A 26,663-nucleotide genomic window follows, 5' to 3' on the forward strand; every position below is an offset into this window, starting at 1 on the left:
ACGACCCGGTGTTGCATCGACCGGTTGAACTCACCAACTACACCGCCATGGTCTACACCGACCGCATCCAAGAACTCGGCGCTGTCCCGTCAACTGGAACGGTTGGTGACAGCTTTGATAATGCGATGGCCGAGGCGGTCAACAATCTCTACAAGACCGAGCTGATTCGTCAGCAAGGCCCGTGGCGGACCGTTGAGCAGGTCGAGCTCGCGACGCTCGAGTGGGTGTGGTGGTGGAACCACGAACGCCTCCACGGGGAACTCGACATGCGTACCCCGGCCGAGGTCGAACAGGCCTACTACGCTGGAACCGAGATGCTTCTGTCACCAACCGGCTGACAGGAAAACCGGTCGGAACTCAAACCAGGCCAATTCACGACACGGTGAGGTGCCCGACGTTCTGGTCGATCTGCCGGACGGCCGTCACGACGAGATCCTTTCCATGCGAAGCCTTGGCATCTTGCATTGCAGCGAGCCGCCAGGAGTCCAGGGCTGTCGCTGGATCATCTCTCAATGCCGAAGCGGACGGGCGATCCAGAGACAGCGAAGCGATGTGAACCGGTTCGGCGGGCACACGATGAGGCCGGACAACACCGACCCGTGCTACGCCTCAACCGCCAACACCTTCAGCTGTCCACATCTGGCGCGGCAAGAGATACCTATTCACCGATAACCTTCGTTATGTCAGTTTGAGGGTTTCGGGCCTCGACCTGACCGCGCTTCCCTGGGACACTGAGAGCAGGATTTCTCTGGATGGGGGTGCGAATCATGTGCGCGAGTTACGGCCTGGATCCACGGTTCACTGATCGCGACGAGATCCTCGCGCACGACCTCGAGCTGCTCGACGGACTCCGCGGCTGGGCCGAGCAGAATGAGGGCAAGACGCTCTATCCGACGGGCAAGGATAAGCGGAATCTGAATCCGATCGTGCACGGCGTCGACGGCCGCCGCGAGCTCGAGCTCGCCTGGTGGGGCTACCTCGTCGACGGAGTGCCAGCGAAGTTTCCTTCGATCAACACGAAGTCCGAGCGACTGCTTACCCAGAATGGCCGGCCGGGTCGGGCGATCGTGCCTGCGACCGCGTGGTTCGAGATGCAGAAGCCGCAGCGTCAGTGGTTCCAGTTCACCGAGTCCGACGCGCAGCTGTTCGCGATGGCCGCGGTCACTCGCCCCGGCCGCACGACCGATGGGGCGACCTTCACCTGCTACTCGCTGGTGATGCGGACGGCGCAGGATCGGCACGCGGGTATTCACGACCGCTCCCCGCTCGTGCTCCCAGCCGACTTCGTGGCCGATTGGCTCACGAGCCCGGCGCCGACGCGTGAACTGGTCGACGCGGCCTTGGGCGTATCCGAGGCCGTGCTGGGCGGCGTACTCGCCGAGCCGATCGCGGCGCGTCCGTGAGGAATACTTGCGAGTACTTGTCCCATAATCAGTACCGTATATGATAGAGTATTGGTTATGGGACACCGATCATACGAACCGCGGCGGGAACTCGAGGCCCTCCTCAATGCGCTTGAGGGCATCCTGGTGCGTTCTGCGCTGTTCGAGGGCCTCTCGCAGCGTGAGATTGCCGCCGAGCTCGACACGAGCAAGTCGCGGGTGAATCGCCTCGCGAATGAGACCGAGCACCTCTTCCCGCTTCGGGATGCGGTGGGGTATGGGCTCGCGACGAGGATGCTCTCGTCGACGCCGATCGTGGAGATCGCGGCCGCGAGATGCTGGTCTGCCGGCCTGCGGGAGAGCGCCGCGGTGACGCTTGCGGAGCTTCGAGACGCCGTCGATCTCGATCTCAGCGGTGGCGCCCCGGAGCCACCCACGGAGCCCCGCAAGGCTGATGCATCAGATCCCGCCCCTGCCGGGGCTTCTGTGCGCTCGGTGTCGATGGCACTGCCGACGCCGGGAACCGAGGAGGCCGAGCTGCTCCTCGGCATGCTGTGGGACTGGTCGCGGCGTGCGTTCCTCGACGTCGCGCCGGGCGCCGAGGAACTGCGAGTCGGCGTGTATATCCCCCAGGGCGTGGAGGAGGCGTCCAGCTTGCTCCCCCGTGTCCCGGCGTCGACGGTCGCCGCGCTGCTCGGCGTACCGGTTGCAGACGTGCCGAGCGAGTGGCTGGACAACGGGCTTCGGACGGCCGGTATCGCCGCCACCAGCACGCCTACACAGTGACGAGCAGTTCCTCGCTGGTCGCCGTTTCATTCGCGGCGTCGTAGATGAGCCAGGTCGAGTCGTTGTGCTGGTTGCGGTAGGCGATGCCGCGATCGACGAAGCCGTGCCAGGTGGCACCGGCGTAGTAGCCGGCGATCATCTTCGCGAGCATCGTGTCGGCGCGTTCGCGCTTCGCGGCGGAGTCTTGCTCGATGGCGTCGCAGTGCTCGGCCCAGATGCTCTTGCCGACCATGCTGAGGTATTCCTGCTCGCGCACCTGGTCGATCATGGCGGGGAGGCACTGGCATTCGTCGGTGGCGTCGTGGTGATGCCCGATGCATCGATCGTCGGAGCAACCGCAGGCGTCGCCGCCCCACGGCTGCGCGGGGTCGTGGCCGTGGAGCCGGCACCAGTCGGCTTCCGTCCAGCCCTGCAGCTCGAGTTCGTGCAGCGCGTGGGCGTTCAGGTTCCCCATGAGCGTGTCCTCCTTCTGCAGTTGCCGCCGCGTCGACCGCTGCGAATGCTGCTCTTCGATAGTACGCGCGACCGCTGACATTGAGAGGGGTGGGTGCCGACCGGGGAGCTCCGGTCGGCACCCGTCTCGTGCCGTGCAGTCAGTCCTCGTTGACGTCGGTGTCGACCCACTGCTTGCTGCTGGATCGCAGCTTGCGGCCGGAGCGGTAGGTGGCCCGCTCCGCCCAGTGCCCGTCGTGGAATCCTTCTTCCTCGACGTCGACGTCGCAGCCGGGTAGGAGCCGGGAGAGAACGCGGGCGAGGGTGTCGAGGCCGTCGATCTGGTACTTGTGGTCGTAGTTCGCCAGGAATACATGCCCGAGGAACTGCTCGTTGCGGCACTCGACGCCGATCTCTGGTTGGAAGAACTCGTATCGCTCGGCTAGCTCGTCGAGCCACCTCGCGATCCGGGCGGCTTCCTCCTGGTCGACGGGAACGTGGTTGACGGTGATCGTCGTGTCCATGCTCATCGTCCTGCCCCCTCCTGCTTGGCATCGTGTGCGGCTTGCAGCTCGGGCACGGTGGTCACCAGCGGGTTGACCGATTCCCATTGCTGCGGTTCGGGGCGGAACTGGCCGAGTTCGATGCGGGGCGTTCCGTCGACGGTGTAGAAGAACAGAGAGCCGTACTCCTGGCCGTCGAGGTAGAGGTAGAGGTTGCCCCCATAGGCGGCGAGGTCGCCGTCGTCGAAGAAGCCGTGGCCCTCGGTGTCGCTCGGCTCCCCGAGGTCGATTTCGATCTGGCGGTGCCCGAGTTCGATGGTGAGTTGCATGATCGGTGCCTTTCTCTGAGCGGGCGGTCGGGGAACACGCCGTATGCCTGCTCCTCCTCATCGCCCATTGCCTTCCGGCACCTGCCGCTGGATGGGCGCGGGAGCGGCTGGTCAAGGCCGATAGAGCGCACAAGTTCTCGGCCGCAGCTGAGCGGCAGCGGGCGGTCGAGAAGTTTTCGCGTGCCTTGACGAGCTGCTCGCGCGTCCGCACAATCCAGACCCGGAAGGCAACGGCGTAGCCGGTGCCCCAGCTGCACGGGAGTGCGAGCTGCATTATCTGCGCGCACCCGGTGAGGGTGCGTTCTCCGCGATGCGACCTGTCCGTCGCGCTGGCGTGCTACGGAAAGTGCTACACTTGGGGTATGGCTACGATCACGCATCGCGAACTCCGCAACAACTCCGCCGAGGTGCTGCGTCGCGTCGCCGACGGCGAGGCGATGGAAGTGACCAACCGCGGCGTGGTCGTCGCGCACCTCTCCCCCGCCGCGACTCCGGCGCTCCCGTTCCCAGTGTCTCGGGCCGCTCGACGGAGCGGCGGCTGGTCGACGCTTCCGAAGGTCACGCTCGACCGTCCTGTAAACGAGATCATCGATCTCGAGCGGGAGGATCGCTGGTGACGGCTCCGACTCCTGCACCTTCGGCCTCGCAGGTGATCTATCTCGACACTTCCGCAGCTGTGAAGCTCATCAGCGACGAACGGGAGTCGGACGAGCTGCGCAGGTATCTGGACGAGGGGCCGATGGTAGTCTCGAGCGACCTCCTCGAGACCGAGCTGCGGAGGATCGGCGTGCGCCACGGCATCGACCAGGTGCTGATCACCGCCGTGCTGGACGGTGTGACGCTGACCCCGTTGACGAGGCACGAGTTTCGTGAGGCGGGAATGTACCCGCAGGCCGGCCTGCGTAGTCTCGACGCGTTGCACCTCGCCGGGGCGCTGAGCGTCGATGCTTCGGCCATGCTGACGTATGACGTCAGGCTTGCCGAGGCTGCGCGCGCGCACGGACTCGAGGTCATCGCGCCGGTGTAGCCGGGCGCTCCCTACTCGCTGGGCGGTGCCAGCTGTGCGGCGAACGCATCCCAGGCCGCCTGCAGCTCCTCGTCGGTGCCGGAGGCGAGCCAGTGCCGGCTGATGTTCAGGCCGGTGAGCTTGAGCTCGACGAGCAGTCGCGGCGGCTCATGGTGCCGGTCGACGATCGCAGTGGCGGTGACGACGTGCGCGGGGTTGATCCACATGCGTGCCGCGCCGACGCTGGCGTGCTCGTCGGGAAGCGGGATCAGGCCGGACATATCCCGATCCTAGCGAATGTGTCACGTTTGTGAGCACCTTTATGCTGCAACGCCTAGACTGGGCGTATGTCGATCCCTCGTGTCTTTCCCAGCCGTGAGGCGCGCGCCGAGATCCCCCAGGCGCTGCAGCGCTTCCGCAGTGAGGGCGCATTGGCTGAGCCGGTGGTCTTCGGGGCTCATCGCCGACCGGAGGCGGTGGTGATCCCGTTCGAGCTGTACACGGCTCTACTGCCAGCGATCGAGGAACTCAGAATCGCCGCAGCCGAGCAAGAGCACCAGGGCGGGCTCGAGGTGCCCCCGAACGACGATACGGGTCGCTGAACATGGTGCAGTACATCCTGTTGGGCGCCCTCATGCTCTCGATGCTCCCGCTCGTCGTCACCCTCCTCCGTCGCCGCGAACCGTCGACGCGAGTGTTGATGGTGGCGTGGGTGGGCGCCTTCATCGGCGGAGCGGGAAGCACTTTCTACATCGGCTTCACGAGCCAGCCGTGGGCGCTGCTCCCTGCAGTCGCCCTCACCGTCATGCTGGTGATCGTGCTGCGGCTGTGGCAGGGCAGGCTCGCGCTGAGCCGCACCGAGGATCCCGAGGAGATCGCTTTGCTGCAGCACCGGCACGGGCAGGATCTCCGCCTCTTCCTGGGGAGTCTCGTGGCCGTGTTCGTCTTCGGAGTGCTGGCCCTGGTGATGGGGTTCATCACCAGGTAGGCGACGTGCGGGGAGGGCCTGCACAAGCCCGATATTAGCTAAATCGAAGAATCGCTGATTTACTAATACCCAAGGGAGGTGCACCGCGGTGACGAGCACGATCGAAGTGGACGCGCTGACCCGCGCGGGCTTCACCGTGCGCGCACGCAGCGCCTCCGAGCTCGACCTGGTGTACGGGCATGAGCGGCTCGTCGCGCACCTCGTGCGGCAGAAGACGAGCCCGACGCGCGCCCAGCTCGAGCAGACGCGCGAGCTGCCCGCCGGCGAGGTCGTCCTGTTCGTGACACCGCGGGCGACCCCGCGCGTGCGTCAACTGGTCGTCCAGGAGCCGCGCGCCTGGCTCGTCACGCACGACGGCACTGAGATCCTCGGGGAGGAGCCGAGCGCGGCCATTCCCGATCGTCGCACGGCGCGGGGACGTGTCCCGTGGGGGCGGTATGCGCTCATGCGGGTACTCGTGCGACAGCTCGAGCCGCGCACGCAGCTGCAGCTCGCCGCCGAGATCGGCCTGACGCAGGGCGCGGTCTCCGGCGCGCTCGCGAGACTCGGGGATGCCGTGCGCGCGAGCGATGCCGGCTGGACGGCCGGCGACCCGCAGCAGCTCTGGGACGCCTTCCTGACGGAGTATCCCGGTACCCAGGGGGTGCGCACGCACTGGTACTCGCGGCAGCCGTTCGTCAGGCAGGCCGAGTTGCTCCGGCCGCTCGCGCGCCTCTCGGCCGATGCCGGCGCCGAGAGCATCGCGCCGTGGCGCACGCCGATGCGCGCGGTCGCCTATGTCGCGGAGCCGATCGACATGGAGGCCCTCGGCTTCTCCCCCGCCACGACGGAGGAGGCGACCGTCGATGTGGTGATCCCCGCCGACCGCACGATCTTCGCAACGGCCGCCGCCTGGGGCCTCGACGTCGCCGACCCGCTCCTCGTCGCATGGGATCTCCGCGACATCGGCGGCAACGACGCCGACGAAGCGATCGCGCAGCTGCGGCGCGTGGTGCTCGAGAGCATCCCCGCATGATCGAGCGCAGCTACAGCACGTTCTCGGCCTCGCACGCCGACGACCGCGCGTTCCTCGCACTCGAGGACGTCGCCCATGTCACCCGCGACTTCGACGACACACGGGTCGTCGGCGGCCTGATGGTCGCGCTGCTCACCGAGGCGTTCCCGGCCGAGGGGTTCGTCGTACGCCGCACCGCCGACGTCGATACGGCGATCTCGGTGGAGATCGCCCATTCGGGGGCGCTGCACGAGCGGCTGATCGCCGCCGGCTACACGGCCTCGGGCGGGAACCGCTACGTCTGCGATGGGCGGGTGGTCGACGTGCTCGTGCCGTCCTCAAACGGCCGCTTCGCCGCGGCGGTGCTGGGCGGGCGCGGCTTCGACTCCGCGCCGGGGCTCTCGCTCGCCCTGGCCGCCCCGCCGATCCTGCACCGCCTCGAGGTGGCACTCTCCGACGGAAGCTCCCGCCAGGTGGAGGTGCGCACGCCCACGGTCGAGCTCGCGGTCGTGGTGAAGGCGCTGGCGACCCGCAGCCGGCACGCGGCGAAGGATCTCGTCGACCTCTACAACCTGCTCCTCATCGCCGAGCAGCACCCGCGCGACGAGCTCGGCGGGTGGCGGCTCGACGATCCCGAACCGATCGGCGCGCGCCGGGATGCGGCGCGGCAACTTGAGCATCTGCGTACGATGCCGGGGTTGCGTGCCGCGCTGTTCGGCACGGGGGTGACGGCTCCGGCGTTCGCGCAGCTTGTTCGCGCGCAGCTCGCTCGGTGAGCCCCGGCTCGGCCGGGGCCCGCCCGCAGCGGTTCAGGCGGTGGTGATCGGCCACGCCTGCGCGTCCCCGTAGCCGGGGATCTGGACGATCATGTGCATTCGCAGCTTCCGGCAGAACGCGGCGGCTTCGCTCTGCTCCCAGTCGGGCGTCTCGCAGGACTGGTACTCGTAGCAGGCGATCGCGAAGAGGATCTCGACTGGACTGCGCGGGCTCGAGGGGCCGTGCGTGTAGTGCTCCTCGAGCTTCTGCTCGTTGTAGCGGTAGTTGACGCTGCGCTGATTCTCGGCGAGCAGCATCGCTCCGACCTTCTCCGCCGTCGAGGGCATCAGTACCCCCGCGGTCAGCCACGTCATCAGCCCGTACTCGATGTTGAGCCCGGCGTTGACCATCGCCCGGATGTGCTCGATCGGCACCATGAATGCGCTCATGATCTCGTTCCTTCCTGCCGCGCCCGGAGTGGGTGTGTCGGCAGGGGCCGGCGATAACGGGGCGAGCGATGCCGGAGCACGCGACGCGCCGACCCACGAGTGGGGCGGGCGCGGGCGCCGTGCGCAGGTCGGGGAAGTCTCGTAGCCTGCTCCCCCGACACACTGCCGGGCTGCGTGCAGGGACGCGGTGCGCGATCTTAGCTGGCACCTGAAGGCGGCACTCTGACCAACGCATAGCCAGGCTCAGCGGCAGGCCTCCTCGCAGCGGGGGACACTCATGCGACCGCCGACCGCCGACCGCCGAGGGGCGCATCCTCAGCCGTGGTGACCGTGGGGCTGTGCGGGGAGGAGGAAGTCTTGACGGATACCGAGGCTCTCGTCGGTGAGTCGGATGGAGGCGTGTGCGTCCGGCACGCGCGCGGTGAGGGCGCGGATCGCGTCGATGGTCTCGGGGACGACGATCGCTTCGTTGTAGACCTGGTAGGTGAGGTACGCCTCGTCCCCGGTGACCGTGACGAGGTCCTCCCAGACGGCGACCTCCCACATGTCGCCGCGGGGCCGCCCGAGGTCGCGCATCAGCTCGATCGTGGAGTTGAGGGCTACCAGCCCGTCGGACATGCGCACGAAGGCGATGCGGGGCGCGGCCCGCAGTGCTGCGAGCACGTCCTCCCGCGATGCCTGGCGGGTGAGCTGCAGGGTCCAGAAGTGGGTGTGCGTCTGCGTGTGCGCACCCTTGGCGGCGATGGTGACAACGTCCAGATCGGGCAGCACCGTCTGCGCGTCGGGACCCTGGTGGGAGGGGATGGTCGGTTCGGGCACCATCGTGTTCATGATGCCGCCGAGGTGCGATTCCCACGGGTCGGTGGCGCGGCGGATGAGCACGCCTCGCGCACGCCCCAGCAATCCGGCATCGTCGAGGGCGCCGAGGACGCGGACGATGCTCGTGGTGTTGCAGGAGACGACGCGCGTGCTGTCGCGGCCGACGGCTGACGCGTAGTTGGCTTGCGCGACGAACGAGTGCCCGGTGGTGGCGTGGGATTCACCGCCTTGCAGGACCACTTTCACGCCGGCGGCGCGGTAGCGCTCTATGTTGCCGGCGGCGATGTGCTTCGGCGTGGTGTCGACGATGACCTCGCAGTCGGCGAGCATCTCCTCGAGACTCCCGCGGACGTGCACTCCGCCGTCCTGCATGGCCTGGCGGGCGGCGTCGGTGGCGGCAAAGACCGGCAGCCGGAGCGCGGCCGACTTGATGCGCCAGTCGGCGGCGATGTCGGCGATGCCGACGAGGTGCATATCGGGCTGCGCGAGCACGGCGTCGGCGACGCGCTTGCCGATGACGCCGTATCCGTTCACGCCGACGCGGATGGGGTGCATGGTGTGCCTTTCTTCGAGGTGGGTAGAAGGTGTCGTCGTTCACCGTCGCCGGCGCGTCGTCCACAGCAGGTAGCCGCCGAGAGCACCGATGACGCTGGCCCCGGTGCCGATGAGCACGCGGGCCCGGCCGCGCCAACCAGTGTTGCCGCTCACGAGCTCGCCGATGCCGTTGATCAGTGCGGCGGCGATCAGTCCGGCGACCATCCGGTTGCCGATGCGCTCCGCCCGGCTCACCAGCGGTTCCAGCTCCTGAGCGCGCAGGTGCACGGCGAAGCCGTTCGCGTCCAGCACGCGGCGCAGCTGTCTTAGCGTGCGGGGCAGCTCGAGCAGCAGCGCCCCGGCGTCGGAGGAGGCCTCTGCCCAGCGCTTCGCCAGTGCGTGGAGGGAGAACCGCTGGCGGATGATCCGCTCGGAGAAGGGCGCGAGCGCCTGCATCATGTCGAACTCGGGGTCCAGGTGAGACGCCAGGCCCTCCCCCATCATGAGCACTTTGAACAGCAGGGCGGTCTGCTGCGGCAGCTGCAGGTGGTGGCGGCGCAGCAGACCGAGCACCTCGCCGAGGAGACGAGTGAGGTTGATCTCCGCGACCGGCCGGTCGCGGTACTGCGCCAGGAAGGAGGCAAATGCGGCCCGCAGCTCGTCGCGGTCGGCGAAATCCTTGGTCACCGACAGTGCCAGCACCGCGGTGGTGAGGGCATCGGCGTCGGCGCGGGTGAAGGCCAGGAGGATGTCGGCGAGCTGCTCAGCGACCTCCTCGTCGAGCTGCCCGACCATGCCGAAGTCGATCAGAGCGAGCGACCCCTCCAGATGGACGAACATGTTCCCCGGATGCGGGTCGGCGTGGAAGAAACGATGCTCGAACACCATCGTCAGGATGAGATGCGCACCGCGATGCGCGAGCTGGGGGCGGTCGATGGCGGCCGCGTCGAGCGCGGTCAGATCGTCGATGCGGATGCCGCGCATCCGTTGCAGGGTCAGCACCCGCGAGGTGGTCGTCTCCCAGAAGACACGCGGGATCGCGACGTCGGACGCGTCGGCGAAGTCGCGCGCGAAACGTTCGGCGTTGCGGCCCTCCTGCAGGTAGTCCAGTTCGGCGCGCAGGGTGCGGGAGAACTCGTCGACCAGGCCCGGCAGGTTGAACTGGCGGGCCTGGTCCCAGCGCTGCTCGGCGCGCTGGGCGAGGTTCTGCAGGATCTCGAGATCCTGAGTCACTTGGGCGACCGCCCCGGGGCGGCGCACCTTGACGACGACCTCGGTGCCGTCGTGCCGGGTGGCGGCGTAGGCCTGCCCGATCGAGGCGGCCGCGAGGGGCTGCGGGTCGAAGGTCGCGAACACCTCGTCGGGGTCGGCGCCGAGCTCCTCACGGAGCACCTCCCTGATGGACTCCCAGTCGTCTGCCGGGGCCCCGTCCTGCAGCTTGGCGAGCTCGCGGACGTAGTCCGGCGGCAGCAGGTCGGGGCGGGTGGAGAGCAGTTGACCGAGCTTGATGAACGTCGGGCCCAGCTCCTCGAGCGCCAGCCGCACGTGATCGGGGCTCGTGTAGGGCTCGTCCCGTGCTGCGTGCCCGAGCACTCCCCGGTTGAACGGGATCCATCCGTCCAGCCCCAGCAGACCCGCGGCCAGCCCCAGGCCATGCCGCTGGAGGACGGCGGCGATGCGGCGGATACGCCGGCGGCGCGCGCCCGCGCCGCTGGGGCGCGCGGTCATGACCCGCTCCCCCGGCGGCGTGTGCGGGCGGGGCGGTGGGTCATACCGCACCGCCGGCCGCTGGGGCGGGTGCGGTGGCGTGTTCCGGCTGCGGTTCGGGTTGCGCGGGCAGGCGGAGGCGTTTGAGGAGGAGCGCGTTGACGGCGACGATCACACTGGAGCCGGACATCGACAGGGCGGCGATCTCCGGGGACAGCATGATCCCGAACGCGGGGTAGAACACGCCGGCGGCGATGGGGAGCGCCGCAGCGTTGTAGCCGATGGCCCAGCCCAGGTTCTGCCGCATCTTGCGCAGGGTGCCCTTCCCGATCTTCAGCGCGATCGCGACATCGAGCGGGTCGGAGCGCATCAGGACGACGTCGGCGGTCTCGATCGCGACATCGGTGCCGGCGCCGATCGCGATGCCGAGGTCGGCCTGAGCAAGGGCGGGGGCGTCGTTGACGCCGTCGCCGACCATCGCGACCTTCTTGCCGGACTGCTGCAGCTCGGCGATCTTCGCAGACTTGTCCTCGGGGAGCACGTCCGCGATCACGGTGTCGATGCCGAGCAGGGCGCCGATGCGGTCGGCGGTGGGCTGGTTGTCGCCGGTGAGCATGACGACCTCCACGCCCTGCTCGTGCAAGGCCTCGATCGCGGTCTTCGCGCTGTCGCGCGGCGCGTCCGCGAGGGCGATGACCCCGGCGATCTGCCCGTCCACGGCGAACATGATGGCGGTGCGGCCGCCGGCCGCGAGAGCCTGCTGCTGGGCGGCGACCGGGCCGGTGTCGATGCCTTCGGCGGCCATCAGGCGGGCGTTGCCCAGCACGACCCGCCTGCCGTCGACGGTCGCGATCGCGCCCTGCCCGGTGACGTTGCGGAACGCGGTCGCGGCACGCCGGGGAACGTCGCGGGCGTCGGCGTAGCTCACGATCGCCTGGGCGAGCGGATGCTCGGACTCCCGCTCGAGCGCTGCGGCGAGGGACAGGAGCTCGACATCGCCGCCGCCGACGGCGACGTAGTCGGTGACTTCGGGCTCCCCCTTGGTGAGAGTGCCGGTCTTGTCGAACACGATCGTGTCGATATGGGCGGCGGTCTCGATGCCGGCGGCGTTCTTGAACAAGACGCCCCGCTTCGCACCGAGCCCGGTGCCGACCATGATCGCCGTCGGGGTCGCCAATCCCAGGGCGTCGGGGCAGGTGATGACGACCACGGTGATCGCGAACAGGATCGCCATCGGCACCGCGGCCCCCGCCAGCAGCCACACCAGGAAGGTGAGCGTGCCGCCGATCAGAGCGACCAGCACCAGCCAGAACGCGGCCCGGTCCGCGAGCCGCTGCCCGGGCGCCTTGGAGTTCTGCGCCTCCTGCACGAGCTTCACGATCTGCGCGAGCGCCGTGTCCGACCCGACCTTGGTGGCGGTCACCCGCAGGGCGCCGACGGAATTCACGGTGGCCCCGATCACCTCCGACCCGGGACTCTTGGTCACCGGCATGGACTCGCCGGTGACCATCGACTCGTCCACCTCGGACTCGCCGGAATCCACGACCCCGTCGGTGGGGATCTTCGCGCCCGGGCGGACCAGCATCAGATCCCCCGGGACGACCTCGCTCGTGGGGATCTCGACCTCTTCCCCGTCGCGGATGACGACGGCCCGGGACGGGGCGAGCTCGAGCAGAGTGCGGATGGCATCGTTCGCGCCGCCGCGGGCGCGCATCTCCACCCAGTGCCCCAGCAGCACGAACGTGGCCAGCACGGTCGCGGCCTCGTAGAACACCTCACCCCCACCGGTGAGAGTGACCGCGAGAGAGTACACCCAACCGGCGCCGACCCCGACGGCGACGAGCACCATCATGTCGAGCGTCCTCGCACGCAGCGCCCGGTAGGCGCCATCGAAGAAGATCCACGCGGAATAGAAGATCACCGGCAACGACAAGATCAGCATGAACACGTCATCCCGCAACCCGAACGGCGCCGCCACTTCGAAGCCGATCACCTCCCGCCCGATCGGCGACCACAACGTGATCGGGATCGACAAGACCAAAGCGACCAGGAACCGGTTGCGCATATCACGGACCATCGACTCCATCGATCCGCCACCGTGATGCCCGCCGTGCCCCATCAACTCCTGCGCGCTATGCGAGGCCGCACCATGACCATCACCCGCGGGAGCAGCCCCGGCGTGCCCGGCATGCGCGTCGTGCCCGGCATGCGCGTCGTGCCCGGCATGCGGATCGTGGTCGGGATCGCAGATATGGTCCGGGACGGACTGGCCGGCGCAATGGTACCCGCAGTCGGTCACCCACTGCTGCAGCTGCGCCACCGAGGTCGCCTCGGGGTCGTAGGTCACGGTCGCGGTCTGCGAGACCGGATTCGCATCCACACTGACCACCCCGGGCTGCCGGCCCAGATGAGCCTCGGTGATGTGCTTCGAAGTCGCGCGGATCATGCCGCTGACCTCAAGGGTCACGGTCTCGGTATCGGTCATCGCGGTGCCTTCCCAGTGTTGGTGCCGTGTGAGGTGGTGTCGGAACGGGGCCGACGGGTCGGTTCGGTGGTCATGATGATCTGCTGCTGGTCCACGGTTCGCCTCGGATCCGGGCGGCGTCAGGAGCGCACCAGGCGGGTGATCGCGGCGTGGGCTTCGCTCAGCTTCTCCTGCGCGACCGGTCCGCCCTCGGCGGTGGCCTGTGCGACGCACCGGCCGAGATGGTCTTCCAAGAGGCTCAGCGCGACCGATTCCAGTGCCTTGGTCACCGCTGACACCTGGGTGAGGATGTCGATGCAGTAGACCTCCTCATCGATCATCCGCGCGACGCCGCGCACTTGTCCCTCGGCACGGCGCAGCCGTGTCAGCAGCGCCTGCTTGTGGTCGATATAGCCGTGCGGCATGCCCTCACCTCCCCTCTCGATCATATACCTACTAGGGGTATAAGGTATAGACCGTGGGGAGTATTCCCGGTCGCCGACGAGCGGGGAGAGCACTCTAGGCCTTCACACGAGAAGCCGACGGTATTCTGGGCGATGGGAGAGGTGGTGCAGGTGGACCAGGTGACCGTGCTGGATCGGCCGCAGCGGCGACTGCGGCTCGGATCGTTGCGCTTCCTCACCGCGGTCATCATGATCATCGCGGGGCTGCTCGCGATGCACTCCTTCAATCTTGAGGATGACGTCACCGGCACCGTCATCCCCGCGATCGCGGCGGAGACGGCTGCCGCGGGGACGGATACTGCCAGCACGGCAGCCCCCGCCGCCTGCGAGGAACTGGTCTGCGGATCGACGCACGTCGCCGGTATCGTCACCTGCCTGCTGGCGTTGCTGACGCTCTTCCTGCTGATTCTGCCGGCACGGTCCGGTTGGGCCACTCTGCTGGCGCGGACGCGACACCTGCGCACGGCCCTGCCCCGCCGGGGGTCCGTGTCGCCCTGGGCCGGTCCTTCGTTGATCCGCTTGTCGATCAGCCGCACCTGAGCTGCGGTCGGGCGCGCCGTTCGCGGCCCGCGTCCGTTGCCGAGTGCGCCCCAGCGTGGGGCGACTCGTGAGCGAGCCGACGGCCCGCTCTCCCGCGTGCTCGTGCGTACACCGAGCGCTCTCGCAGTTCCTGCTCGACCCCGAAAGACCACTATGAAGCCTCAGCAGCCCCGGTATCTCCGTGATACCCCGCGGAGCATCCGCACCAGCGCACCCCTGGCCGCCCGCAGCGCGGATGGGAGCCACTCATGAGCGCCGCGACCCGCACGGCGCCGCGCCCAGCCACCTTGGCCACCGCTCGCGATCCGCGCGACCGACACGATCGCCTCCCCCGCCGGGCACTCCGGCCGGAAGGGATACCACTGCACGGGTCGTCATCGCCTCGGACGGAAGGAGCGTGCTGATGCGCCTCGGGACGCTTCCAGCGCTGATCCCGAGCCCGGAGATCAGCTTCGTGCAGGTGGGGCCGGTCCAGATCCGATTCTATGCGCTGTGCATTCTGGTCGGGATCGTGCTGGCCGCGATCATCACGTCCCGCCGGCTGCGCGCCGCCGGGCAGCCGCCGGGAACGGTGCTGGACGTCGTGATGTGGGCGGTGCTGCTGGGGATCGTCGGCGCCCGTCTCTACCATGTGCTCACCCACCCCGGCGACTACTTCTTCGCCGGCGCCGATCTGTGGCGGGTGTTCTACATCTGGGAGGGCGGGATCGCGATCTTCGGGGCCGTCCTGGGCGGCCTGGTCGGGATCGTCATCGGCACCCGTCGCGCCGGTATTCCGACGCTGCTGTTTCTGGACGCGCTCGCACCGGGCATGCTGGTGGCACAGGCAGTGGGACGACTGGGGAACTACTTCAACCAGGAGCTGTTCGGGCCGCCCACGACGCTGCCCTGGGGGTTGCAGATCGATGCCGGCAATCCCGCCATCCCGCTCGGGACGCCCGCGGGCACCCTGTTCCACCCCTTGTTCCTCTACGAGCTGCTGTGGAATCTGGCCGGTGCCGCCATCATCGTGCTCGTCGAACGCCGTCGGCGCAGCCGGCCGGCGCTCGGGACCGGCCGCACCCTGGGGCTGTACCTGGTGTGGTACGGGATCGGGCGGACCGTGCTCGAATGGATCCGGCTGGATCCCACCGAGCTGCTCATCGCCGGCGTCAAAGCGAACAGTGTCACCGCACTCGTCCTGGCCGCCGCCGGCGTCGCGCTGCTGGTCGCCTCGGCACGGCGCGAGCGGCGCCCGGCACCGCCGCCCGCAGCACCGCCGGGTGCCGACGTCGCGTCGGGGTGACCGGAGGCGGGGACTACGGCCCGTCCGTGCGCAGGAGGCGCCGGATCTCGTCGGCGATGAGCTCGGGCTGTGTGAGGGGGATGTCGTGGCCCGAGCGGTCTGCCACGACGTGCCGGCCGCGGGGTGACTGCGCGGCACGGTATCTGCCGGCGGCGGTCATGGCGTCGCGGATCCGCTGCGGCATGCCGAGGAACCCGCCCGCGCGTCCGCCGGAGATCACGGTGACCGGCACATCGGGCAGGATCGGGGGTGTGCGCTGCCAGCCGCGCAGCTCGCGGAGGAAGGTGCGCGCCTGACGCGCCTGGGTGGCGACCACGGAGGGCCGGAATGCCTCACGATGCAGGTCCGCGCGCACGTCAGCGGGGGCTCCCTCGCTCATGAACCGGAAGAGCCGCTCGAGCAGACCCAGGCGGGCCAGCGCCATCTCCGCAGCGATCACGACTCTCTCGCCGATCCGGAACAGCGGGCTGAACAGGAGCTCGGTAGCCTCGTCGGTCGGATCCACGAGCACCAGCCCGGCCACGCGTTCGGGACGCCGGGCGGCGGCCAGCCGCACGATCGGGCCGCCCGCGGAGTGCCCGACGAGCAGGAACCTGCCGGATCCGAGACCGTCGAGGAGATCGTTCAGGTCGTCGGCCATGCGATCCAGGCTGCGCCCCACCGGGTCGGGCGCGGAACGCCCGAGCCCCGCCCGGTCGTAGACGGCGGCGCGGGCGAAGGCCGCGGTCCGGGTCTGCACGCGCGCCCATGAGGAGCGCGTGGCGGCCGATCCCGCCTCGAACACCACGGTCGGCGCCCCGGTCTGCCCGGCGGGGCCGGGCAGCAGCATCGCGAAGAGTGTCCGCCCGTCTCGGGTGCGCACGCGCACCGGTTCGCCCTGCGTGTGCACGAGCCGCCTCCCGCGCTCAGTCGGGGCGTCCGTGCGCCGACCGCGGCGCGGCGCGGCGGCGGCCGCTGCGGTGCGCTTTCTCGCGCAGCGCCAGCAGGCCCAGCGCGTCGTCCTTGATCTGGGTGCGGCCGAGTATTCGCCAGTGCGTGGACAGGTGGTCTTCGAGGAAGCGCAGCACCTGCGCGAACGGCACCGTGTGCCACGCCCCTCCCGCGGGGGCCGCAGACCGGGGGTTGCCGAACACGACCATGCGGATGGTGTGCCCCTCGGGCGCCACCGTCCGCCCGGTGTCCAGCAGTTCGGCGACCAATCGCGGCGCATCTGCGGGCTGGCAGCAGCCGAACCGGGTGAAGGCGGCCTCGAGGACGGCGGGGTCGCGCATGGCGGGATTCGGGTGCGGGCGGCCCTCCTTGACCTCGCCGACGATCATGTCGGCCGCGGATCCCGCACCCAGCGCCGGATCCAGAGGAGCATCGACCAACCCCGAGGATGCTGCGGTGCGGTGCAGACGCACGGCGAGGATGTCGAGGTCGGTGACGGTGCGCGGCCCGTCGGGGCCGCTCGCGTCCAGCACCGGATACTCGGCGACGGTGAAGTACCCGTTGACCCGCAGGTAGGCCTGCACCACACCGACTGCCGTATCCATTGCGCCCCCATCCGGTTGCGGTCGCGGGTGGTGGAACGCCTCGGCGGGCCGCGCGATCCCGGCCTCCCTCAGATCATATACCGGCTAGGGGTATAAGGTACTGGGAAAGGCGGGTGTCCGCACCACAGCGACGGAAAGGCCGAATGTGAGCAACTGGTACGTCATTACCGGCGGGCCCAGCTCGGGCAAGACCACCACCGTGAATCTGCTGCGCGAACGCGGCTTCACCACCACGATCGAGCACGCGCGCCACTATCTCGATCTGCAACGCATCGCCGGCCGCACGGTCGAGGAGGTGCGCGCCAAGCGGCGCGACTTCCAGCGCGGTGTGCTCGACATGCAGCTCGCCGAAGAAGCCGCCCTCGACCCGGAGGCCACCGTCTTCCTCGACCGGGCCCTCCCCGATGCCCTCGCGTATTACCGCTTCCTCGACCTCCCCCCGGACCCGCGTTTGCGCGCCGCGCTCGATCGGGTGCAGTATCGCAAGACGTTCATCCTCGATCTGCTGCCGCTAGCCCCCGACTATGCCCGCACCGAGGATACGGCCGCCCAGCGGCAGATCCACGAGCTGCTGACCGAGGTCTACCGCGCGCTGCCGTTCCCGGTGGTGACGGTCCCCGTGCTGAGTCCCGAGGAGCGCACCCAGTTCATCCTCGACCGCCTCTGACCGCGTGGCCGACGAAGGATCGATGCGAGTTGAGCACCTCATGACGAATCTCATGCGCTCGGCCACGATAACTCCATGCGGGTTCCCGTCGATGGAACTACTCCCTCGGAGAGGGTTGCTATAGGAGTTCGGCGATGGTTCGCAGGATCACGCTCAAGTGATCAAGGCCCATTCAAGACCGCATTACTTTTACAGGCTCATGGGGTTGCGCGCTCCATGTAGTGGTGTCGTTCCTATCTGCGAACGCTGGTGAGCAGAGACCTGGCCGACATTCCGAGACCTCATCGCGCTCAACTCGATCAATGAACTCTCCTTGCTGGAAGGATGGCTGCTGTGCAGTATCGACGATTTTCTCCCGACCAGCGTCTGGTCGAGACAGTGGAGCACTACTGGGCGGTCGTCGCACCGGCGCAGGCAGAGCAGGTTCGTGCGGTGCTGATCCCCAACGGCCGTGCCACCGTGCAGTTCTGCCTGGATCAGCCCGGCTATCGGCTTTGTCTCGGATCCTCGGTGCCGGAGGTGAATGCCGATGTGTTTCTCCCGGTGACCGCGGAACCGTATGTGCTCGTGCAGGACGGCCCCTCTCACTACGTCGGGGTGCAGTTCACGCCGTGGGGTGCAGCAGAGGTCTGGCCGGGAGTGCCCGCCGCACCGGTTCCCATCGATTCGCTGTCTCTGGATCGCCCGTCTGCTTCGGCATTGAGAGATGATCCAGCGACAGCCTTGGACTCGTGGCTGCTCGCCGCAATGCAAGGCGCTCAGGCGCCGCATGGAAAGGATCTCGTCATGACGGCCGTCCGGCTGATCGATCAGAACGTCGGGCACCTCACCGTCTCGAGCGTGGCCGCTCAGCTCGCGGTGTCGCGACCGACACTGTACCGCGCGTTCAACCGATGGATCGGCATCAGCCCCAAGGAGTATCTGTCGGTGCGCCGCTACGCCTCGTTCACGTCAGCGCTGCAGGAGCGCAAGCCCGGCGACAGTGCGGCGATGTTGGCCGCGGCCACGGGCTACGCCGATCAAGCTCACGCTGCGCGGGAGTTTCGACGGCACACGGGCATGACTGCAACGGCTTTCCGCGACCGCTTGGACGGAATCGCTGAGCTGATGTTTCGCGACCTCTCCGGAGCGTGAACGATTCGTTCAAGTCACGATGGTGCTGCCCTCCTACACTCGTTCGCATGGGACGCATTATCCACTTTGAAATCACCGCTGATTCACCCGAGGCTGTGACGCAGTTCTACGCAGATGCGTTCGGATGGAACAACACGGCATCGCCCTCCCTGCCCGGCTACTACCTGGCGGGCACCGGCGACGGGGACGGGATCGACGGCGCGGTGATGAGCCGAGAGTACCGACAGCAGCCGGTGATCATCTGGCTCGAAGTCGAAGACCTCCGCGCCAGCATCGCTGCGGTCGAGGCCGCAGGCGGAACGCACTCCGATGACATCAACGAGATTCCCGGCCAAGGACTCGTCACCTACGTCACCGACCCCGGCGGCACCCTGCTCGGACTCCGACAGCCAGCCGGATGACCCCATTGCTCTTACAGGCTCACGGGTCGCATCAGACGAGATCGTCTGCCGTGGGAACGACGACGGCGTAGAGGTCTGCGATGGCGGCGCAGCTCGCCGCCGAGCACCCGACGGCGACCGTGGACGCCGACCCGATCTTCATCCGCGAAGGGAAGATCTGGACCGGCGCCGGCCTCACCGCCTGCCTCGACCTCGCCCTCGCCCTGGTCGCCGACGACTTCGGGCAGGACTACGCGCTGCGAGTCGCCCGGCAGCTCGTGATGTACCTGCAGCGCCCGAGCGGGCAGAGCCAGTTCAGCGTCTCCCTCGACCCGGTCTCGCCCACGCGCCGCGTGGAAGAGCTCCGCCGCCACATCGCCCAGAGCCTCCACCGACCCCTCCCGGTGACCGATCTCGCCGCCCACGCGCACGTCGGCGAGCGCCAGCTCACCCGCATCTTCAAGAGCGAACTCGGCATCACTCCCGCCGCCTACGTCGAGGCCGCCAGGGTCGAGGCCGCCCGGAACCGGCTCGAGACCACCGACGACACCCTCGCCCGCATCGCCGCAGACTGCGGGTTCGGCACCGTCGACACCCTCGCCCGGCCTTCGGCCGCTCCCTTGGGATCGCACCCACCGAATACCGCAAACGATTCCGCGTCCGCCCGGAATGATCCGGCTCGGAGAGCAGCTACTCAGGACCGTGCTCATGACTCTGCACGTCGGATACCGCCGCACGCTCCTTGATCTCAACTCGACTTGAGGTTCTAGCGTAGTCGGGGCGGGGAGTTCCTTGGCATGGTGCGAATCATGTCGGCGAGCAGCGGCTCTCCCCTGGTCCCGATCGAAAGGTTTCGCATGAGTTCTGCACCGCACACGCCGACCGCCGCCGCACCGGTGACCGCCTCGCGGGGTCTGCCGCCGGTGGTCTATCTCCTCGGGGCCGTCACCTTCCTGATCGGCACCAGCGAGCTCATCGTCGCCGGCCTGCTCCCGGACATCGCGGCAGCGCTGCACACGACCGTCTCCCGAGCCGGCCTGATGATCACCCTGTTCGCTGCGGGCATGATCATCGGCGCACCCGTGATGGCGCTCGCGACCATGCGGCTGCCGCGACGCGCGACCCTGATCCTCGCCCTGGTCGTGTTCGGGATCGCACACGTCCTGAGCGCGGTGAGCACCGATCTCACGGTGGTGCTGGTCGCCCGGTTCGTCGCGGGCATCGCGACCGGCACCTTCTGGGCGGTCGGTTTCGTGGTCGCCGTCGCCGCGTCCGGGCAGGCGGCCGCCGCCCGCGCGACCGGTATCCTCGTGCTCGGCATCACGCTCGCGAACATCGTCGGTGTGCCGCTGGGCACCGCGCTCGGGCAGGCGCTGACCTGGCAGGGACCGTTCTGGATCCTCGCCGGGCTGTCCCTGGCGACCGCGCTCCTGCTCACCTGGGTGCTGCCCCCGGACGTGCGGGGACACCGGGCGACACTGCGGGAGGAGGTCGCCTCGATACGGCGGCCGAGGCTCTGGGCCGTGTACCTGGCGACGGCGCTGATCCAGGCGGCGTTCCTCGCGCCCTACAGTTACGTCGCCCCGCTCTTGACCGATCAGGCCGGCCTGCCCGCCGCCCTGGTACCGCTGGCTATGCTCGGCTACGGCATCGGCGGCGTGGTGGGCAATATCCTCGGTGGTCGTCTCGGTGACCGGCGCCCCTACGGCACAGTGAACATCGCCGTCGGTCTGCTCGCGGTGGTCCTCGCAGCGATCGTGTGGTGGGCGACCAGCAGCGTGGTCGCGGTGATCCTGATCGCGCTGGTCGGCGTATTCGGGTTCGTCGGGAACCCGATCATGATGTCGCTGATCGCCCGCGCCTCCGGCCCCGCGAACACTCTCGCCATCGCCCTGGGCACCAGCGCCATCCAGATCGGCGTCGCCGCAGGCTCCGCCCTCGGCGGAACAGCCTTCGACAGCGGGCTCGGGGTGCGCGGCCCCACCGTCGTCGGGTTCACCGCCGCAGTCCTCGCGCTGTTCACCCTCCTCGCCCTCACCGCCACCCGCGCCAGGGCCGCGTCAGCCGACGCGCACCGCGTTCAGGCGCCCGAATAGGCCTCCCCCTGGGTGTCGCCCTCCCGCCGATGGAGACGCCCCCGGACCGGTCCCCATCGGTTCACTGTCTCTGGATCGCGCGTTCAACCGATGGGTCGGCATCAGCCCGAAGGAATACCTGCCCCAGTTAAGATTCGTCTATGGCTTCCCGGCGGGCACCGATGCGCGAGCCGATTGCGGCCGTGGCGGTCTGGCTGGCGGTCCTCGCGGCGCTGACCATCGGTGGCGCGGTCTGGGTCGCCGCCAGCGGCGCGAGCTATCAGGATTTCTCCGTCGCGATCCTGGTCATCGGCTATGCGCCGGCGCTGGCCGCGCTCGTCGCGGTGAGTGTGCAGCGCGGGATCGGCGGGCTCCGCACGCTGCTCGGGCAGTTCTCGCGTTGGCGTGTGAAGCCCGGTTGGTACGCCGTCGCCGTGCTGGCTCCGTTGGTCTTCGTGCTCGCCGCGACGGCCGGGGTCGCCCTGCTCTCCGGGAGCCCGCCGCGGGCGTGGATCGTGGCGCCCTCGGCCGATCAGCTGCCCGCGCTGCTGGGCCCGATCATCGCGGGGTCGCTGGGGGAGGAGCTCGGCTGGCGGGGGTTCGCCCAACCGCGCCTGCAGCTGCGTCAGACAGCGCTCGCAGCCGCCGTCGCGGTGGGCGCGATCTGGGCGCTCTGGCATATGTGGCCGGCGCTCACCCCCGATGGGCTCGCGCAGCTGACTCCGGCCGACACCGCGCAGACCTTCGTGCGGCTGATGGGCACCGCGGTGCTGTACGCCTGGCTCTACAACGGCACGCGCGGGGCGCTCCCCGTGGTCCTCGTCGCCCACGCGGCGCACAACATCGCCATCGATCTCACGGCGCCGGAGGTGCTCGACAGCGCGGGCGGGTGGATCATCGCGGGATTGTACGCCGCCGCCGCGGTCCTCGTCGTCGTGCTGACCGATCCGGGCACCCTCACCCGTCGTGGGCGTGGGCCCGCCCCGGCACGGAGCTGATGTTCATGACGCTCCACTCCGAACTGAGGGTCGTGCGAGTCATCGAGCCCTCACCTGCCCGGCTCGTCCGCCGAGGGCGCCGGGGATCGGCGGCACCTCCTATTCGGTGACGTTGATGATCATGGTCAGGCCGCCGGCGCCGTCGGTTTCGACGTTGTTGTTGGTGGTGTGGTGGTTGATGTGGCAGTGGATGAGCCACTGGCCGGGCTCGAGCGCGTTCCAGAGCACGTCGTAGCGTTGTCCCGGCCCGACGTTGATCGTGTCGGCCTGGAACTGCTGCTCCGTGGTGAGGGCCGCGCCGTCGCGGGCGACGACGGTGAACGGACCGCCGTGGATGTGCATCGGGTGGATGTCGATGGTGTTCGAGCCGATGAACCGCACCCGGAGGGTCTCCCCCACCTTCATGTCGATGGTCTCGGTGGCCGGGTACGCCTTGCCGTTGATGGTGAAGTAGTTCGGCATGCCCCCTTCCATCGGCATCGCCGGATACGTCAGCCCCTCCCGGGACAGCCACTCCTGCAACTGGATCGTGTACTCGTGATCGGCGGGCGGCTGCGCGGCCGCATCGGCGGGGTCGATGATCAGCGCCCCGTACAAGCCGAGCGCCTGCTGCCGGTCGGCGTGGTCGTGGGAGTGGTAGAAGAACGTGCCCCACTGCTTCACCGTGTACTCGTACCGGTAGGTGTCGCCGGGTTGGATGGGATCCTGGGTGATCCCGGCGGGCCCGTCCATCTCGTTGGGCACGTCCAGGCCGTGCCAGTGCACGGTCGTGGACTCGTCGAGCTCGTTGGTGACGTCGATGCGGATCCGGTCGCCCTGGGTGAACTGCAGCCGAGGCCCGGGGATCTGCCCGTTGTATGCGTACGCGTCGACGGTGACGCCGGGGAGGATCTCCCAGCGGATCTGCGACACGGTCAGCTCGAACACCTTCACCCCGCCCTCGATGCGGGCGGGTTCCAGCACCTCATCACCGCGGGTGTCCACGTCGTAGGCGGCGGTCGCAGCTCGCGGGTCGACGGCGGCCATGTCCCGCATCGCCTCGGCGGGGGTGTCACGGGTCATGATCATGCCGGGCGGCATGATCAGCCCGCCGACGTCGTGCGCGCTGAGAGTCATGTTGACGGCGTTCGCGGGGGCGACCATCCCGACCACGAGCGCGATCGCGGAGAACGCGCCGACCACGGTCAGCTGCGGCACGGTCACCCGGCCGGCGCCGGAGGGCTGGTGCGCCTCGTGCCCCGACCCCGGAGACGACGCCCCGCCCCCGGTCTCGTCGTGGCCGGCGTGCGCGTCGTGGCCAGCGTGCGCCTCCGGCGGCTGCGGGCTGTGCTCGGCGTGCGCTTCCGGGCGGGTGGCGGGCTGGGGGCGGACGGTCATCAGGCCGTGCTTGAGTCCCTTCTTCACCATCCACACGTTCACGGGGTAAGCGAGCACGAACCCGACCGCGATCCCGAAGCTCATCACCGCCCAGAACAGCAGCTCGGTGGGCAGCATGGCGCGCATGTCGCGGCCCATCATTAGCAGCGACATCACCGGCGCCATGCCCGCCATCATCAGGTTCATGCTGATGAACTCGGGCAGGAACGAGCGGCGCACGTTCTGCCAGTAGCTGCCGCCCATCATGTTCTTCATGAACAGGGCCTGGAACACGAACAGCCCGAACGCGAACCCGGCGACGTACTCGATGATCAGATCCAGCCACATGGGCAGGCCCAGCGACGCGACGACGACGGCGGCGACGATGATGCCGGTGGCATCGCCAGCGACGCAGTGGATGGTCGAGCCGATGCCCTGCTTCCACAGCGGCCGGGTGAACTCCTCATGCTCTCCGGGCCGTGGCTCCTTGTCCGCGAGCACGTACAGCAGCGCCCCGATCGGGCCCAGGTAGAGGGTGACCAGGATGAAGCCCCACTTCATCACCGCCGGTTCCGGGTTGTGGCGGAACTGGTCCACCCCGACCCAGATCGTGCTGATCGCGACCAGCACGAACCAGCCGGCCAGGAAGTAGTCGATCGGTTGGATCATGTACCTCAGCTCCTTATTCCTGCACGGTCACTCGTACCCTATGCCCCCTCCGGGTACCGTTCAATGGGTGGCGGTCTCGTATTCCGTCTGCGTATGCCCGGTGGGTCGGATGTGGCGCAGCCGAGTTGCGGCGACGAGAGCGGCGATCGCAGCGATGACGGCGGAGACGATCGCGGCGGCGTTCAGCCCGCTCGTGAACGCCTGCTGCGCCGCCGTCACCAGCTGCCCGCCGAGGGTGCCGGGAAGCTCGGCCGCCGTGGTGAGGGCGCCGTCGATGCTGCGAGACGCGGCCGCCGTGGCGTCGGCGGGCAGACCGCCCGGCAGCAGCTGGGTGATCTGGCTGCGGTAGGTGGCGATGCCGATGCTGCCGATCACCGCGATACCCAGCGAGATGCCCAGGTCGTTCGCCGTGGTCGCCAGCCCCGAGGCGCCGCCGGCTTTCTCCGGGGGGACGGAGCCGACTACGAGGTCGGTGGTCAGCGCCATCGCCGGCGCGACGCCAGGGTAGGTGAGCACGAAGCTGCCGATCACCAGGGCCAGGCCGGTGCCCGGGTCGAGCTGGGTGAACAGGATGTAGCCGATCACCTGGGTGAGCAGCCCGATCGCGATCACGTTGCCGGGTCGGAACCGGCGGGCGAACACCGGGGAGAGGGTGGAGACCACGATCAGCACCGCCGCGGCGGGCAGGATCGCGAACCCGGCCTCCAGCGGGGACAGGCCCTGCACCTGCTGCAGGTACTGGGTGAACAGCGAGTAGATCCCGCCCAGGGCGGCCGCGGCGAGCAGGAACACCGCCAGCGCGCCGGAGACGGTGCGGTTAGCGAACAGCCGCACATCCAGCAGCGGCCGTTCCGCGCGCAACTGGCGGATCACGAACCACAGCCCGATCAGCACACCCGCCGCGATCAGCCCGATCGACGGGCCGGCCGGCTCCTGAGCGGCGAACCGCTTGATCGCGTAGATGATCGCCAGCAGTCCGCCCACCAGCAGCAGGGCGCTGAACAGGTCGATCCGTGCCGTCGTGTCCTTGTGTTCGGGCAGCAGCAGCGGAGCGCCGATCGCGACCAGCGCCATGATCGGCACCGCGACCAGGAACGTGGCCTGCCAGCCGAACACCTCCAGCAGCAGACCGCTCAGCAGCGGGCCGAGCGCGACACCGGCGGAGATGCCGCCGGCCCACACCCCGATCGCGACACCGCGCTGCTTCGCGTCGGTGAACAGCACGAAGATCAGCCCCAGGGTGGAGGGAACCATCATGGCCGCGCCCAGACCGAGCAGGGCGCGCCAGGCGATCATGAGCGCCGGGTCGCTGGTGAGCGAGGCCACCACGGAGATCGCGGCGAACACGATCGCGCCGATGACCATGAGCAGCCGCTTGCCCACGCGGTCGCCGAGAACGCCCATCGCGACGAGGAAGCCCGCCATGACGAACCCGTAGATGTCGAGGATCCACAGCAGCTGCGTGCCCGTCGGCCGCAGGTCTTGCGCCAGACTCGGTGCGGCCACGAAGAGAATCGTGAGCATCATGAACAGCAGCGTCGAGGGGGTGACCAGGACGGCGAGCCCCCACCACTGCTTGGCGCCCGCCCGTGCTGGGGCGGGGCTGTGCAGCTCAGCCATGGCGCACCTCCGACGGTCGTATATGTCGCATCGCTGGGCTCCTTCCGTGTTCGCCGCGGGCGCCGGAGTATCCCCGCGCCTTCACAACTCAAGCAGTCATGTACGAGTTGTAACCACTATACTAACTCGTATATTCCCGTACAAGTTTTGAGGTGGAAATGTCGGCACAGACCCCGGGGAGACGCACAGGCCAGGCCGGGCGCGCGGCAGGCGCACCAGCGAACCTGCGGGCGGATGCCATCCGGAACCGAGCGAAGATCCTCGCCGCGACCCCGTCCGCGCTGCGGCGGAACCCGGAGGCGTCGGTGGCGGAGATCGCAGCCGCTGCGGGGGTCGGACGGATGACGCTCTACGGGCACTTCAAGACGCGCGGGGAGCTGCTCGAATCCGCGCTCGTCGATAGTCTTGAGCGTGCGGAGGAGACCCTCTCGGGCGTGCCGCTGGATGGCGACCCCGCGCAGGCGCTGGGCCGGCTCATCGCGTCGAGCTGGACGTTCCTGAACGAGGCGCGCGCGGTGCTCGCGGCCGCGCAGAAAGAGCTCTCCCCCGTCCGCATCCGCGAGCTGCATGAGGCATCGGAGGCGCGCATGCGCGCCCTGCTCGAGCGCGGACGAGACGAGGGGGCGTTCCGACGGGACCTGCCGGTCGGGTGGCTGCTCACCACCGCGCATGTGGTGATGAACGGCGCCGCCGAGGAAGTCACCGCCGGACGGCTCGATCCGGACGAGGCCAGCCGGTACATCGACGCCATCCTGCAGCCGGCCTTCGCCGCCTGACCTGCCCGTCAGCGC

The 26,663-nt window shown here is 68.9% G+C and carries 31 protein-coding genes; 18 read left to right on the forward strand and 13 right to left on the reverse strand.

Going from position 1 to position 26,663, the window contains the following annotated elements; translation table 11 throughout:
- The 3 genes from D1J51_RS12865 to D1J51_RS12875 all read left to right on the forward strand — a co-directional run.
- Window positions 1–338: integrase core domain-containing protein (locus D1J51_RS12865; protein ID WP_162903826.1), on the forward strand; the 338-nt coding region annotated here is incomplete at its 5' end.
- A 414-nt stretch (window positions 339–752) separates the two neighbouring features.
- Complete coding sequence (locus D1J51_RS12870) at window positions 753–1,403, forward strand: SOS response-associated peptidase family protein (RefSeq protein WP_240423239.1); 651 nt, start codon at window positions 753–755, stop codon at window positions 1,401–1,403.
- Window positions 1,404–1,460: 57 nt separating this feature from the next.
- Entirely contained in the window at window positions 1,461–2,168 is a 708-nt protein-coding gene (locus D1J51_RS12875) for a sigma-70 family RNA polymerase sigma factor (RefSeq protein ID WP_119075811.1), read from the forward strand.
- Here D1J51_RS12875 and D1J51_RS12880 read toward each other — a convergent pair.
- The 3 genes from D1J51_RS12880 to D1J51_RS12890 form a co-directional block, all read right to left on the reverse strand.
- On the reverse strand, window positions 2,158–2,622 hold the full coding sequence (locus D1J51_RS12880; protein ID WP_119075813.1) for a hypothetical protein: 465 nt from the start codon (window positions 2,620–2,622) through the stop codon (window positions 2,158–2,160). The two genes, D1J51_RS12875 and D1J51_RS12880, sit on opposite strands and share 11 nt — an antisense overlap.
- 139 nt (window positions 2,623–2,761) lie before the next feature.
- A complete protein-coding gene (locus tag D1J51_RS12885) occupies window positions 2,762–3,130 on the reverse strand; it encodes a hypothetical protein (RefSeq protein ID WP_162903827.1) in 369 nt (122 codons plus the stop codon).
- Window positions 3,127–3,432 carry a hypothetical protein gene (locus D1J51_RS12890; RefSeq protein ID WP_119075816.1) on the reverse strand — a complete coding sequence of 102 codons (306 nt, stop codon included), beginning with the start codon at window positions 3,430–3,432 and terminating at the stop codon, window positions 3,127–3,129. The genes D1J51_RS12885 and D1J51_RS12890 overlap by 4 nt, the downstream gene beginning before the upstream one ends.
- 362 nt (window positions 3,433–3,794) lie before the next feature.
- Between D1J51_RS12890 and D1J51_RS12895 the strand changes: the two genes are divergently transcribed.
- Together D1J51_RS12895 and D1J51_RS12900 are read left to right on the forward strand one after the other, a co-directional pair.
- Complete coding sequence (locus tag D1J51_RS12895) at window positions 3,795–4,049, forward strand: type II toxin-antitoxin system Phd/YefM family antitoxin (RefSeq protein WP_119075818.1); 255 nt, start codon at window positions 3,795–3,797, stop codon at window positions 4,047–4,049.
- Window positions 4,046–4,459: a type II toxin-antitoxin system VapC family toxin gene (locus D1J51_RS12900; RefSeq protein ID WP_240423240.1), complete on the forward strand. Its 414-nt coding sequence runs from the start codon at window positions 4,046–4,048 to the stop codon at window positions 4,457–4,459. Before D1J51_RS12895 ends, D1J51_RS12900 begins: the two co-directional genes overlap by 4 nt.
- A gap of 11 nt (window positions 4,460–4,470) precedes the next feature.
- On the opposite strand, the gene D1J51_RS12905 is transcribed toward D1J51_RS12900, so the two are convergent.
- Entirely contained in the window at window positions 4,471–4,719 is a 249-nt protein-coding gene (locus D1J51_RS12905) for a hypothetical protein (RefSeq protein ID WP_119075819.1), read from the reverse strand.
- A gap of 66 nt (window positions 4,720–4,785) precedes the next feature.
- On the opposite strand from D1J51_RS12905, the gene D1J51_RS12910 reads away from it, so the two are divergent.
- The 4 genes from D1J51_RS12910 to D1J51_RS12925 all read left to right on the forward strand — a co-directional run bounded on the left by D1J51_RS12910 (window position 4,786) and on the right by D1J51_RS12925 (window position 7,196).
- Window positions 4,786–5,040, forward strand: a complete 255-nt coding sequence (locus D1J51_RS12910) for a hypothetical protein (RefSeq protein ID WP_119075821.1) — start codon at window positions 4,786–4,788, stop codon at window positions 5,038–5,040.
- A gap of 2 nt (window positions 5,041–5,042) precedes the next feature.
- The gene (locus tag D1J51_RS12915) at window positions 5,043–5,426 is read left to right on the forward strand and encodes a hypothetical protein (protein WP_119075822.1); all 384 of its coding nucleotides are present in this window, start codon (window positions 5,043–5,045) and stop codon (window positions 5,424–5,426) included.
- 88 nt (window positions 5,427–5,514) lie between these two features.
- The gene (locus tag D1J51_RS12920; protein ID WP_119075824.1) at window positions 5,515–6,441 is read left to right on the forward strand and encodes a hypothetical protein; all 927 of its coding nucleotides are present in this window, start codon (window positions 5,515–5,517) and stop codon (window positions 6,439–6,441) included.
- Window positions 6,438–7,196: a hypothetical protein gene (locus tag D1J51_RS12925; protein ID WP_119075825.1), complete on the forward strand. Its 759-nt coding sequence runs from the start codon at window positions 6,438–6,440 to the stop codon at window positions 7,194–7,196. Before D1J51_RS12920 ends, D1J51_RS12925 begins: the two co-directional genes overlap by 4 nt.
- Window positions 7,197–7,229: 33 nt before the next feature.
- Here D1J51_RS12925 and D1J51_RS12930 read toward each other — a convergent pair whose 3' ends face one another.
- The 5 genes from D1J51_RS12930 to D1J51_RS12950 form a co-directional block, all read right to left on the reverse strand.
- The gene (locus D1J51_RS12930) at window positions 7,230–7,625 is read right to left on the reverse strand and encodes a hypothetical protein (RefSeq protein WP_119075827.1); all 396 of its coding nucleotides are present in this window, start codon (window positions 7,623–7,625) and stop codon (window positions 7,230–7,232) included.
- 315 nt (window positions 7,626–7,940) lie between these two features.
- Entirely contained in the window at window positions 7,941–8,999 is a 1,059-nt protein-coding gene (locus D1J51_RS12935; protein WP_119075828.1) for a type II glyceraldehyde-3-phosphate dehydrogenase, read from the reverse strand.
- A gap of 39 nt (window positions 9,000–9,038) precedes the next feature.
- Window positions 9,039–10,706, reverse strand: coding sequence for an ABC1 kinase family protein (locus tag D1J51_RS12940; RefSeq protein WP_119075830.1), 1,668 nt, complete (start codon window positions 10,704–10,706; stop codon window positions 9,039–9,041).
- A gap of 40 nt (window positions 10,707–10,746) precedes the next feature.
- Window positions 10,747–13,170 carry a heavy metal translocating P-type ATPase gene (locus D1J51_RS12945; protein WP_119075831.1) on the reverse strand — a complete coding sequence of 808 codons (2,424 nt, stop codon included), beginning with the start codon at window positions 13,168–13,170 and terminating at the stop codon, window positions 10,747–10,749.
- Between the two features lie 119 nt (window positions 13,171–13,289).
- A complete protein-coding gene (locus tag D1J51_RS12950; RefSeq protein ID WP_240423242.1) occupies window positions 13,290–13,598 on the reverse strand; it encodes a metal-sensitive transcriptional regulator in 309 nt (102 codons plus the stop codon).
- Between the two features lie 108 nt (window positions 13,599–13,706).
- Here D1J51_RS12950 and D1J51_RS12955 point away from each other — a divergent pair, with 108 nt between their 5' ends.
- Window positions 13,707–14,153 (forward strand): DUF6153 family protein, encoded by a 447-nt coding sequence (locus tag D1J51_RS12955; protein ID WP_119075834.1) that lies wholly within the window; start codon window positions 13,707–13,709, stop codon window positions 14,151–14,153.
- Window positions 14,154–14,556: 403 nt separating this feature from the next.
- Complete coding sequence (gene lgt / locus D1J51_RS12960) at window positions 14,557–15,438, forward strand: prolipoprotein diacylglyceryl transferase (protein WP_119075836.1); 882 nt, start codon at window positions 14,557–14,559, stop codon at window positions 15,436–15,438.
- A gap of 13 nt (window positions 15,439–15,451) precedes the next feature.
- Here the strand turns inward: lgt and D1J51_RS12965 are convergent, their stop codons facing one another.
- Together D1J51_RS12965 and D1J51_RS12970 are read right to left on the reverse strand one after the other, a co-directional pair.
- A complete protein-coding gene (locus tag D1J51_RS12965) occupies window positions 15,452–16,327 on the reverse strand; it encodes an alpha/beta fold hydrolase (RefSeq protein ID WP_240423243.1) in 876 nt (291 codons plus the stop codon).
- 16 nt (window positions 16,328–16,343) lie between these two features.
- Entirely contained in the window at window positions 16,344–16,973 is a 630-nt protein-coding gene (locus tag D1J51_RS12970) for a hypothetical protein (RefSeq protein ID WP_162903829.1), read from the reverse strand.
- A 145-nt stretch (window positions 16,974–17,118) separates the two neighbouring features.
- Here D1J51_RS12970 and D1J51_RS12975 point away from each other — a divergent pair, with 145 nt between their 5' ends.
- The 6 genes from D1J51_RS12975 (at window position 17,119) to D1J51_RS13000 (ending at window position 22,227) form a co-directional block, all read left to right on the forward strand.
- Window positions 17,119–17,640 (forward strand): AAA family ATPase, encoded by a 522-nt coding sequence (locus D1J51_RS12975; RefSeq protein ID WP_119075839.1) that lies wholly within the window; start codon window positions 17,119–17,121, stop codon window positions 17,638–17,640.
- Window positions 17,641–17,964: 324 nt separating this feature from the next.
- A complete protein-coding gene (locus tag D1J51_RS12980; protein ID WP_119075841.1) occupies window positions 17,965–18,774 on the forward strand; it encodes a helix-turn-helix domain-containing protein in 810 nt (269 codons plus the stop codon).
- Window positions 18,775–18,821: 47 nt separating this feature from the next.
- Window positions 18,822–19,175: a VOC family protein gene (locus D1J51_RS12985; RefSeq protein WP_162903830.1), complete on the forward strand. Its 354-nt coding sequence runs from the start codon at window positions 18,822–18,824 to the stop codon at window positions 19,173–19,175.
- Window positions 19,176–19,255: 80 nt separating this feature from the next.
- Window positions 19,256–19,900 (forward strand): GlxA family transcriptional regulator, encoded by a 645-nt coding sequence (locus tag D1J51_RS12990; RefSeq protein ID WP_205547892.1) that lies wholly within the window; start codon window positions 19,256–19,258, stop codon window positions 19,898–19,900.
- Between the two features lie 111 nt (window positions 19,901–20,011).
- Complete coding sequence (locus D1J51_RS12995) at window positions 20,012–21,250, forward strand: MFS transporter (RefSeq protein WP_162903831.1); 1,239 nt, start codon at window positions 20,012–20,014, stop codon at window positions 21,248–21,250.
- Window positions 21,251–21,390: 140 nt separating this feature from the next.
- Window positions 21,391–22,227 carry a CPBP family glutamic-type intramembrane protease gene (locus D1J51_RS13000; RefSeq protein ID WP_119075846.1) on the forward strand — a complete coding sequence of 279 codons (837 nt, stop codon included), beginning with the start codon at window positions 21,391–21,393 and terminating at the stop codon, window positions 22,225–22,227.
- 99 nt (window positions 22,228–22,326) lie between these two features.
- Here D1J51_RS13000 and D1J51_RS13005 read toward each other — a convergent pair whose 3' ends face one another.
- Together D1J51_RS13005 and D1J51_RS13010 are read right to left on the reverse strand one after the other, a co-directional pair.
- Window positions 22,327–24,252: a multicopper oxidase domain-containing protein gene (locus tag D1J51_RS13005; RefSeq protein ID WP_119075848.1), complete on the reverse strand. Its 1,926-nt coding sequence runs from the start codon at window positions 24,250–24,252 to the stop codon at window positions 22,327–22,329.
- A 60-nt stretch (window positions 24,253–24,312) separates the two neighbouring features.
- Complete coding sequence (locus D1J51_RS13010; RefSeq protein ID WP_119075849.1) at window positions 24,313–25,872, reverse strand: MFS transporter; 1,560 nt, start codon at window positions 25,870–25,872, stop codon at window positions 24,313–24,315.
- A gap of 158 nt (window positions 25,873–26,030) precedes the next feature.
- Between D1J51_RS13010 and D1J51_RS13015 the strand changes: the two genes are divergently transcribed.
- Window positions 26,031–26,648 carry a TetR/AcrR family transcriptional regulator gene (locus tag D1J51_RS13015; protein ID WP_119075851.1) on the forward strand — a complete coding sequence of 206 codons (618 nt, stop codon included), beginning with the start codon at window positions 26,031–26,033 and terminating at the stop codon, window positions 26,646–26,648.
- Window positions 26,649–26,663: the final 15 nt, after the last annotated feature.

The organism is Leucobacter sp. wl10, assembly GCF_003569785.1.
Classification (GTDB): Bacteria; Actinomycetota; Actinomycetes; order Actinomycetales; family Microbacteriaceae; genus Leucobacter.

Coding starts and splice junctions, on each gene's coding strand:
- D1J51_RS12870 (WP_240423239.1), top strand. CDS start 753: ATGGGGGTGCGAATCATGTGCGCGAGTTACGGCCTGGATCCACGGTTC.
- D1J51_RS12875 (WP_119075811.1), top strand. CDS start 1,461: ATGGGACACCGATCATACGAACCGCGGCGGGAACTCGAGGCCCTCCTC.
- D1J51_RS12880 (WP_119075813.1), bottom strand. CDS start 2,622: ATGGGGAACCTGAACGCCCACGCGCTGCACGAACTCGAGCTGCAGGGC.
- D1J51_RS12885 (WP_162903827.1), bottom strand. CDS start 3,130: ATGAGCATGGACACGACGATCACCGTCAACCACGTTCCCGTCGACCAG.
- D1J51_RS12890 (WP_119075816.1), bottom strand. CDS start 3,432: ATGCAACTCACCATCGAACTCGGGCACCGCCAGATCGAAATCGACCTC.
- D1J51_RS12895 (WP_119075818.1), top strand. CDS start 3,795: ATGGCTACGATCACGCATCGCGAACTCCGCAACAACTCCGCCGAGGTG.
- D1J51_RS12905 (WP_119075819.1), bottom strand. CDS start 4,719: ATGTCCGGCCTGATCCCGCTTCCCGACGAGCACGCCAGCGTCGGCGCG.
- D1J51_RS12910 (WP_119075821.1), top strand. CDS start 4,786: ATGTCGATCCCTCGTGTCTTTCCCAGCCGTGAGGCGCGCGCCGAGATC.
- D1J51_RS12915 (WP_119075822.1), top strand. CDS start 5,043: ATGGTGCAGTACATCCTGTTGGGCGCCCTCATGCTCTCGATGCTCCCG.
- D1J51_RS12925 (WP_119075825.1), top strand. CDS start 6,438: ATGATCGAGCGCAGCTACAGCACGTTCTCGGCCTCGCACGCCGACGAC.
- D1J51_RS12930 (WP_119075827.1), bottom strand. CDS start 7,625: ATGAGCGCATTCATGGTGCCGATCGAGCACATCCGGGCGATGGTCAAC.
- D1J51_RS12935 (WP_119075828.1), bottom strand. CDS start 8,999: ATGCACCCCATCCGCGTCGGCGTGAACGGATACGGCGTCATCGGCAAG.
- D1J51_RS12940 (WP_119075830.1), bottom strand. CDS start 10,706: ATGACCGCGCGCCCCAGCGGCGCGGGCGCGCGCCGCCGGCGTATCCGC.
- D1J51_RS12945 (WP_119075831.1), bottom strand. CDS start 13,170: ATGACCGATACCGAGACCGTGACCCTTGAGGTCAGCGGCATGATCCGC.
- D1J51_RS12950 (WP_240423242.1), bottom strand. CDS start 13,598: ATGATCGAGAGGGGAGGTGAGGGCATGCCGCACGGCTATATCGACCAC.
- D1J51_RS12955 (WP_119075834.1), top strand. CDS start 13,707: ATGGGAGAGGTGGTGCAGGTGGACCAGGTGACCGTGCTGGATCGGCCG.
- lgt (WP_119075836.1), top strand. CDS start 14,557: ATGCGCCTCGGGACGCTTCCAGCGCTGATCCCGAGCCCGGAGATCAGC.
- D1J51_RS12970 (WP_162903829.1), bottom strand. CDS start 16,973: ATGGATACGGCAGTCGGTGTGGTGCAGGCCTACCTGCGGGTCAACGGG.
- D1J51_RS12980 (WP_119075841.1), top strand. CDS start 17,965: ATGGCTGCTGTGCAGTATCGACGATTTTCTCCCGACCAGCGTCTGGTC.
- D1J51_RS12985 (WP_162903830.1), top strand. CDS start 18,822: ATGGGACGCATTATCCACTTTGAAATCACCGCTGATTCACCCGAGGCT.
- D1J51_RS12990 (WP_205547892.1), top strand. CDS start 19,256: ATGGCGGCGCAGCTCGCCGCCGAGCACCCGACGGCGACCGTGGACGCC.
- D1J51_RS12995 (WP_162903831.1), top strand. CDS start 20,012: ATGAGTTCTGCACCGCACACGCCGACCGCCGCCGCACCGGTGACCGCC.
- D1J51_RS13000 (WP_119075846.1), top strand. CDS start 21,391: ATGGCTTCCCGGCGGGCACCGATGCGCGAGCCGATTGCGGCCGTGGCG.
- D1J51_RS13005 (WP_119075848.1), bottom strand. CDS start 24,252: ATGATCCAACCGATCGACTACTTCCTGGCCGGCTGGTTCGTGCTGGTC.
- D1J51_RS13010 (WP_119075849.1), bottom strand. CDS start 25,872: ATGGCTGAGCTGCACAGCCCCGCCCCAGCACGGGCGGGCGCCAAGCAG.
- D1J51_RS13015 (WP_119075851.1), top strand. CDS start 26,031: ATGTCGGCACAGACCCCGGGGAGACGCACAGGCCAGGCCGGGCGCGCG.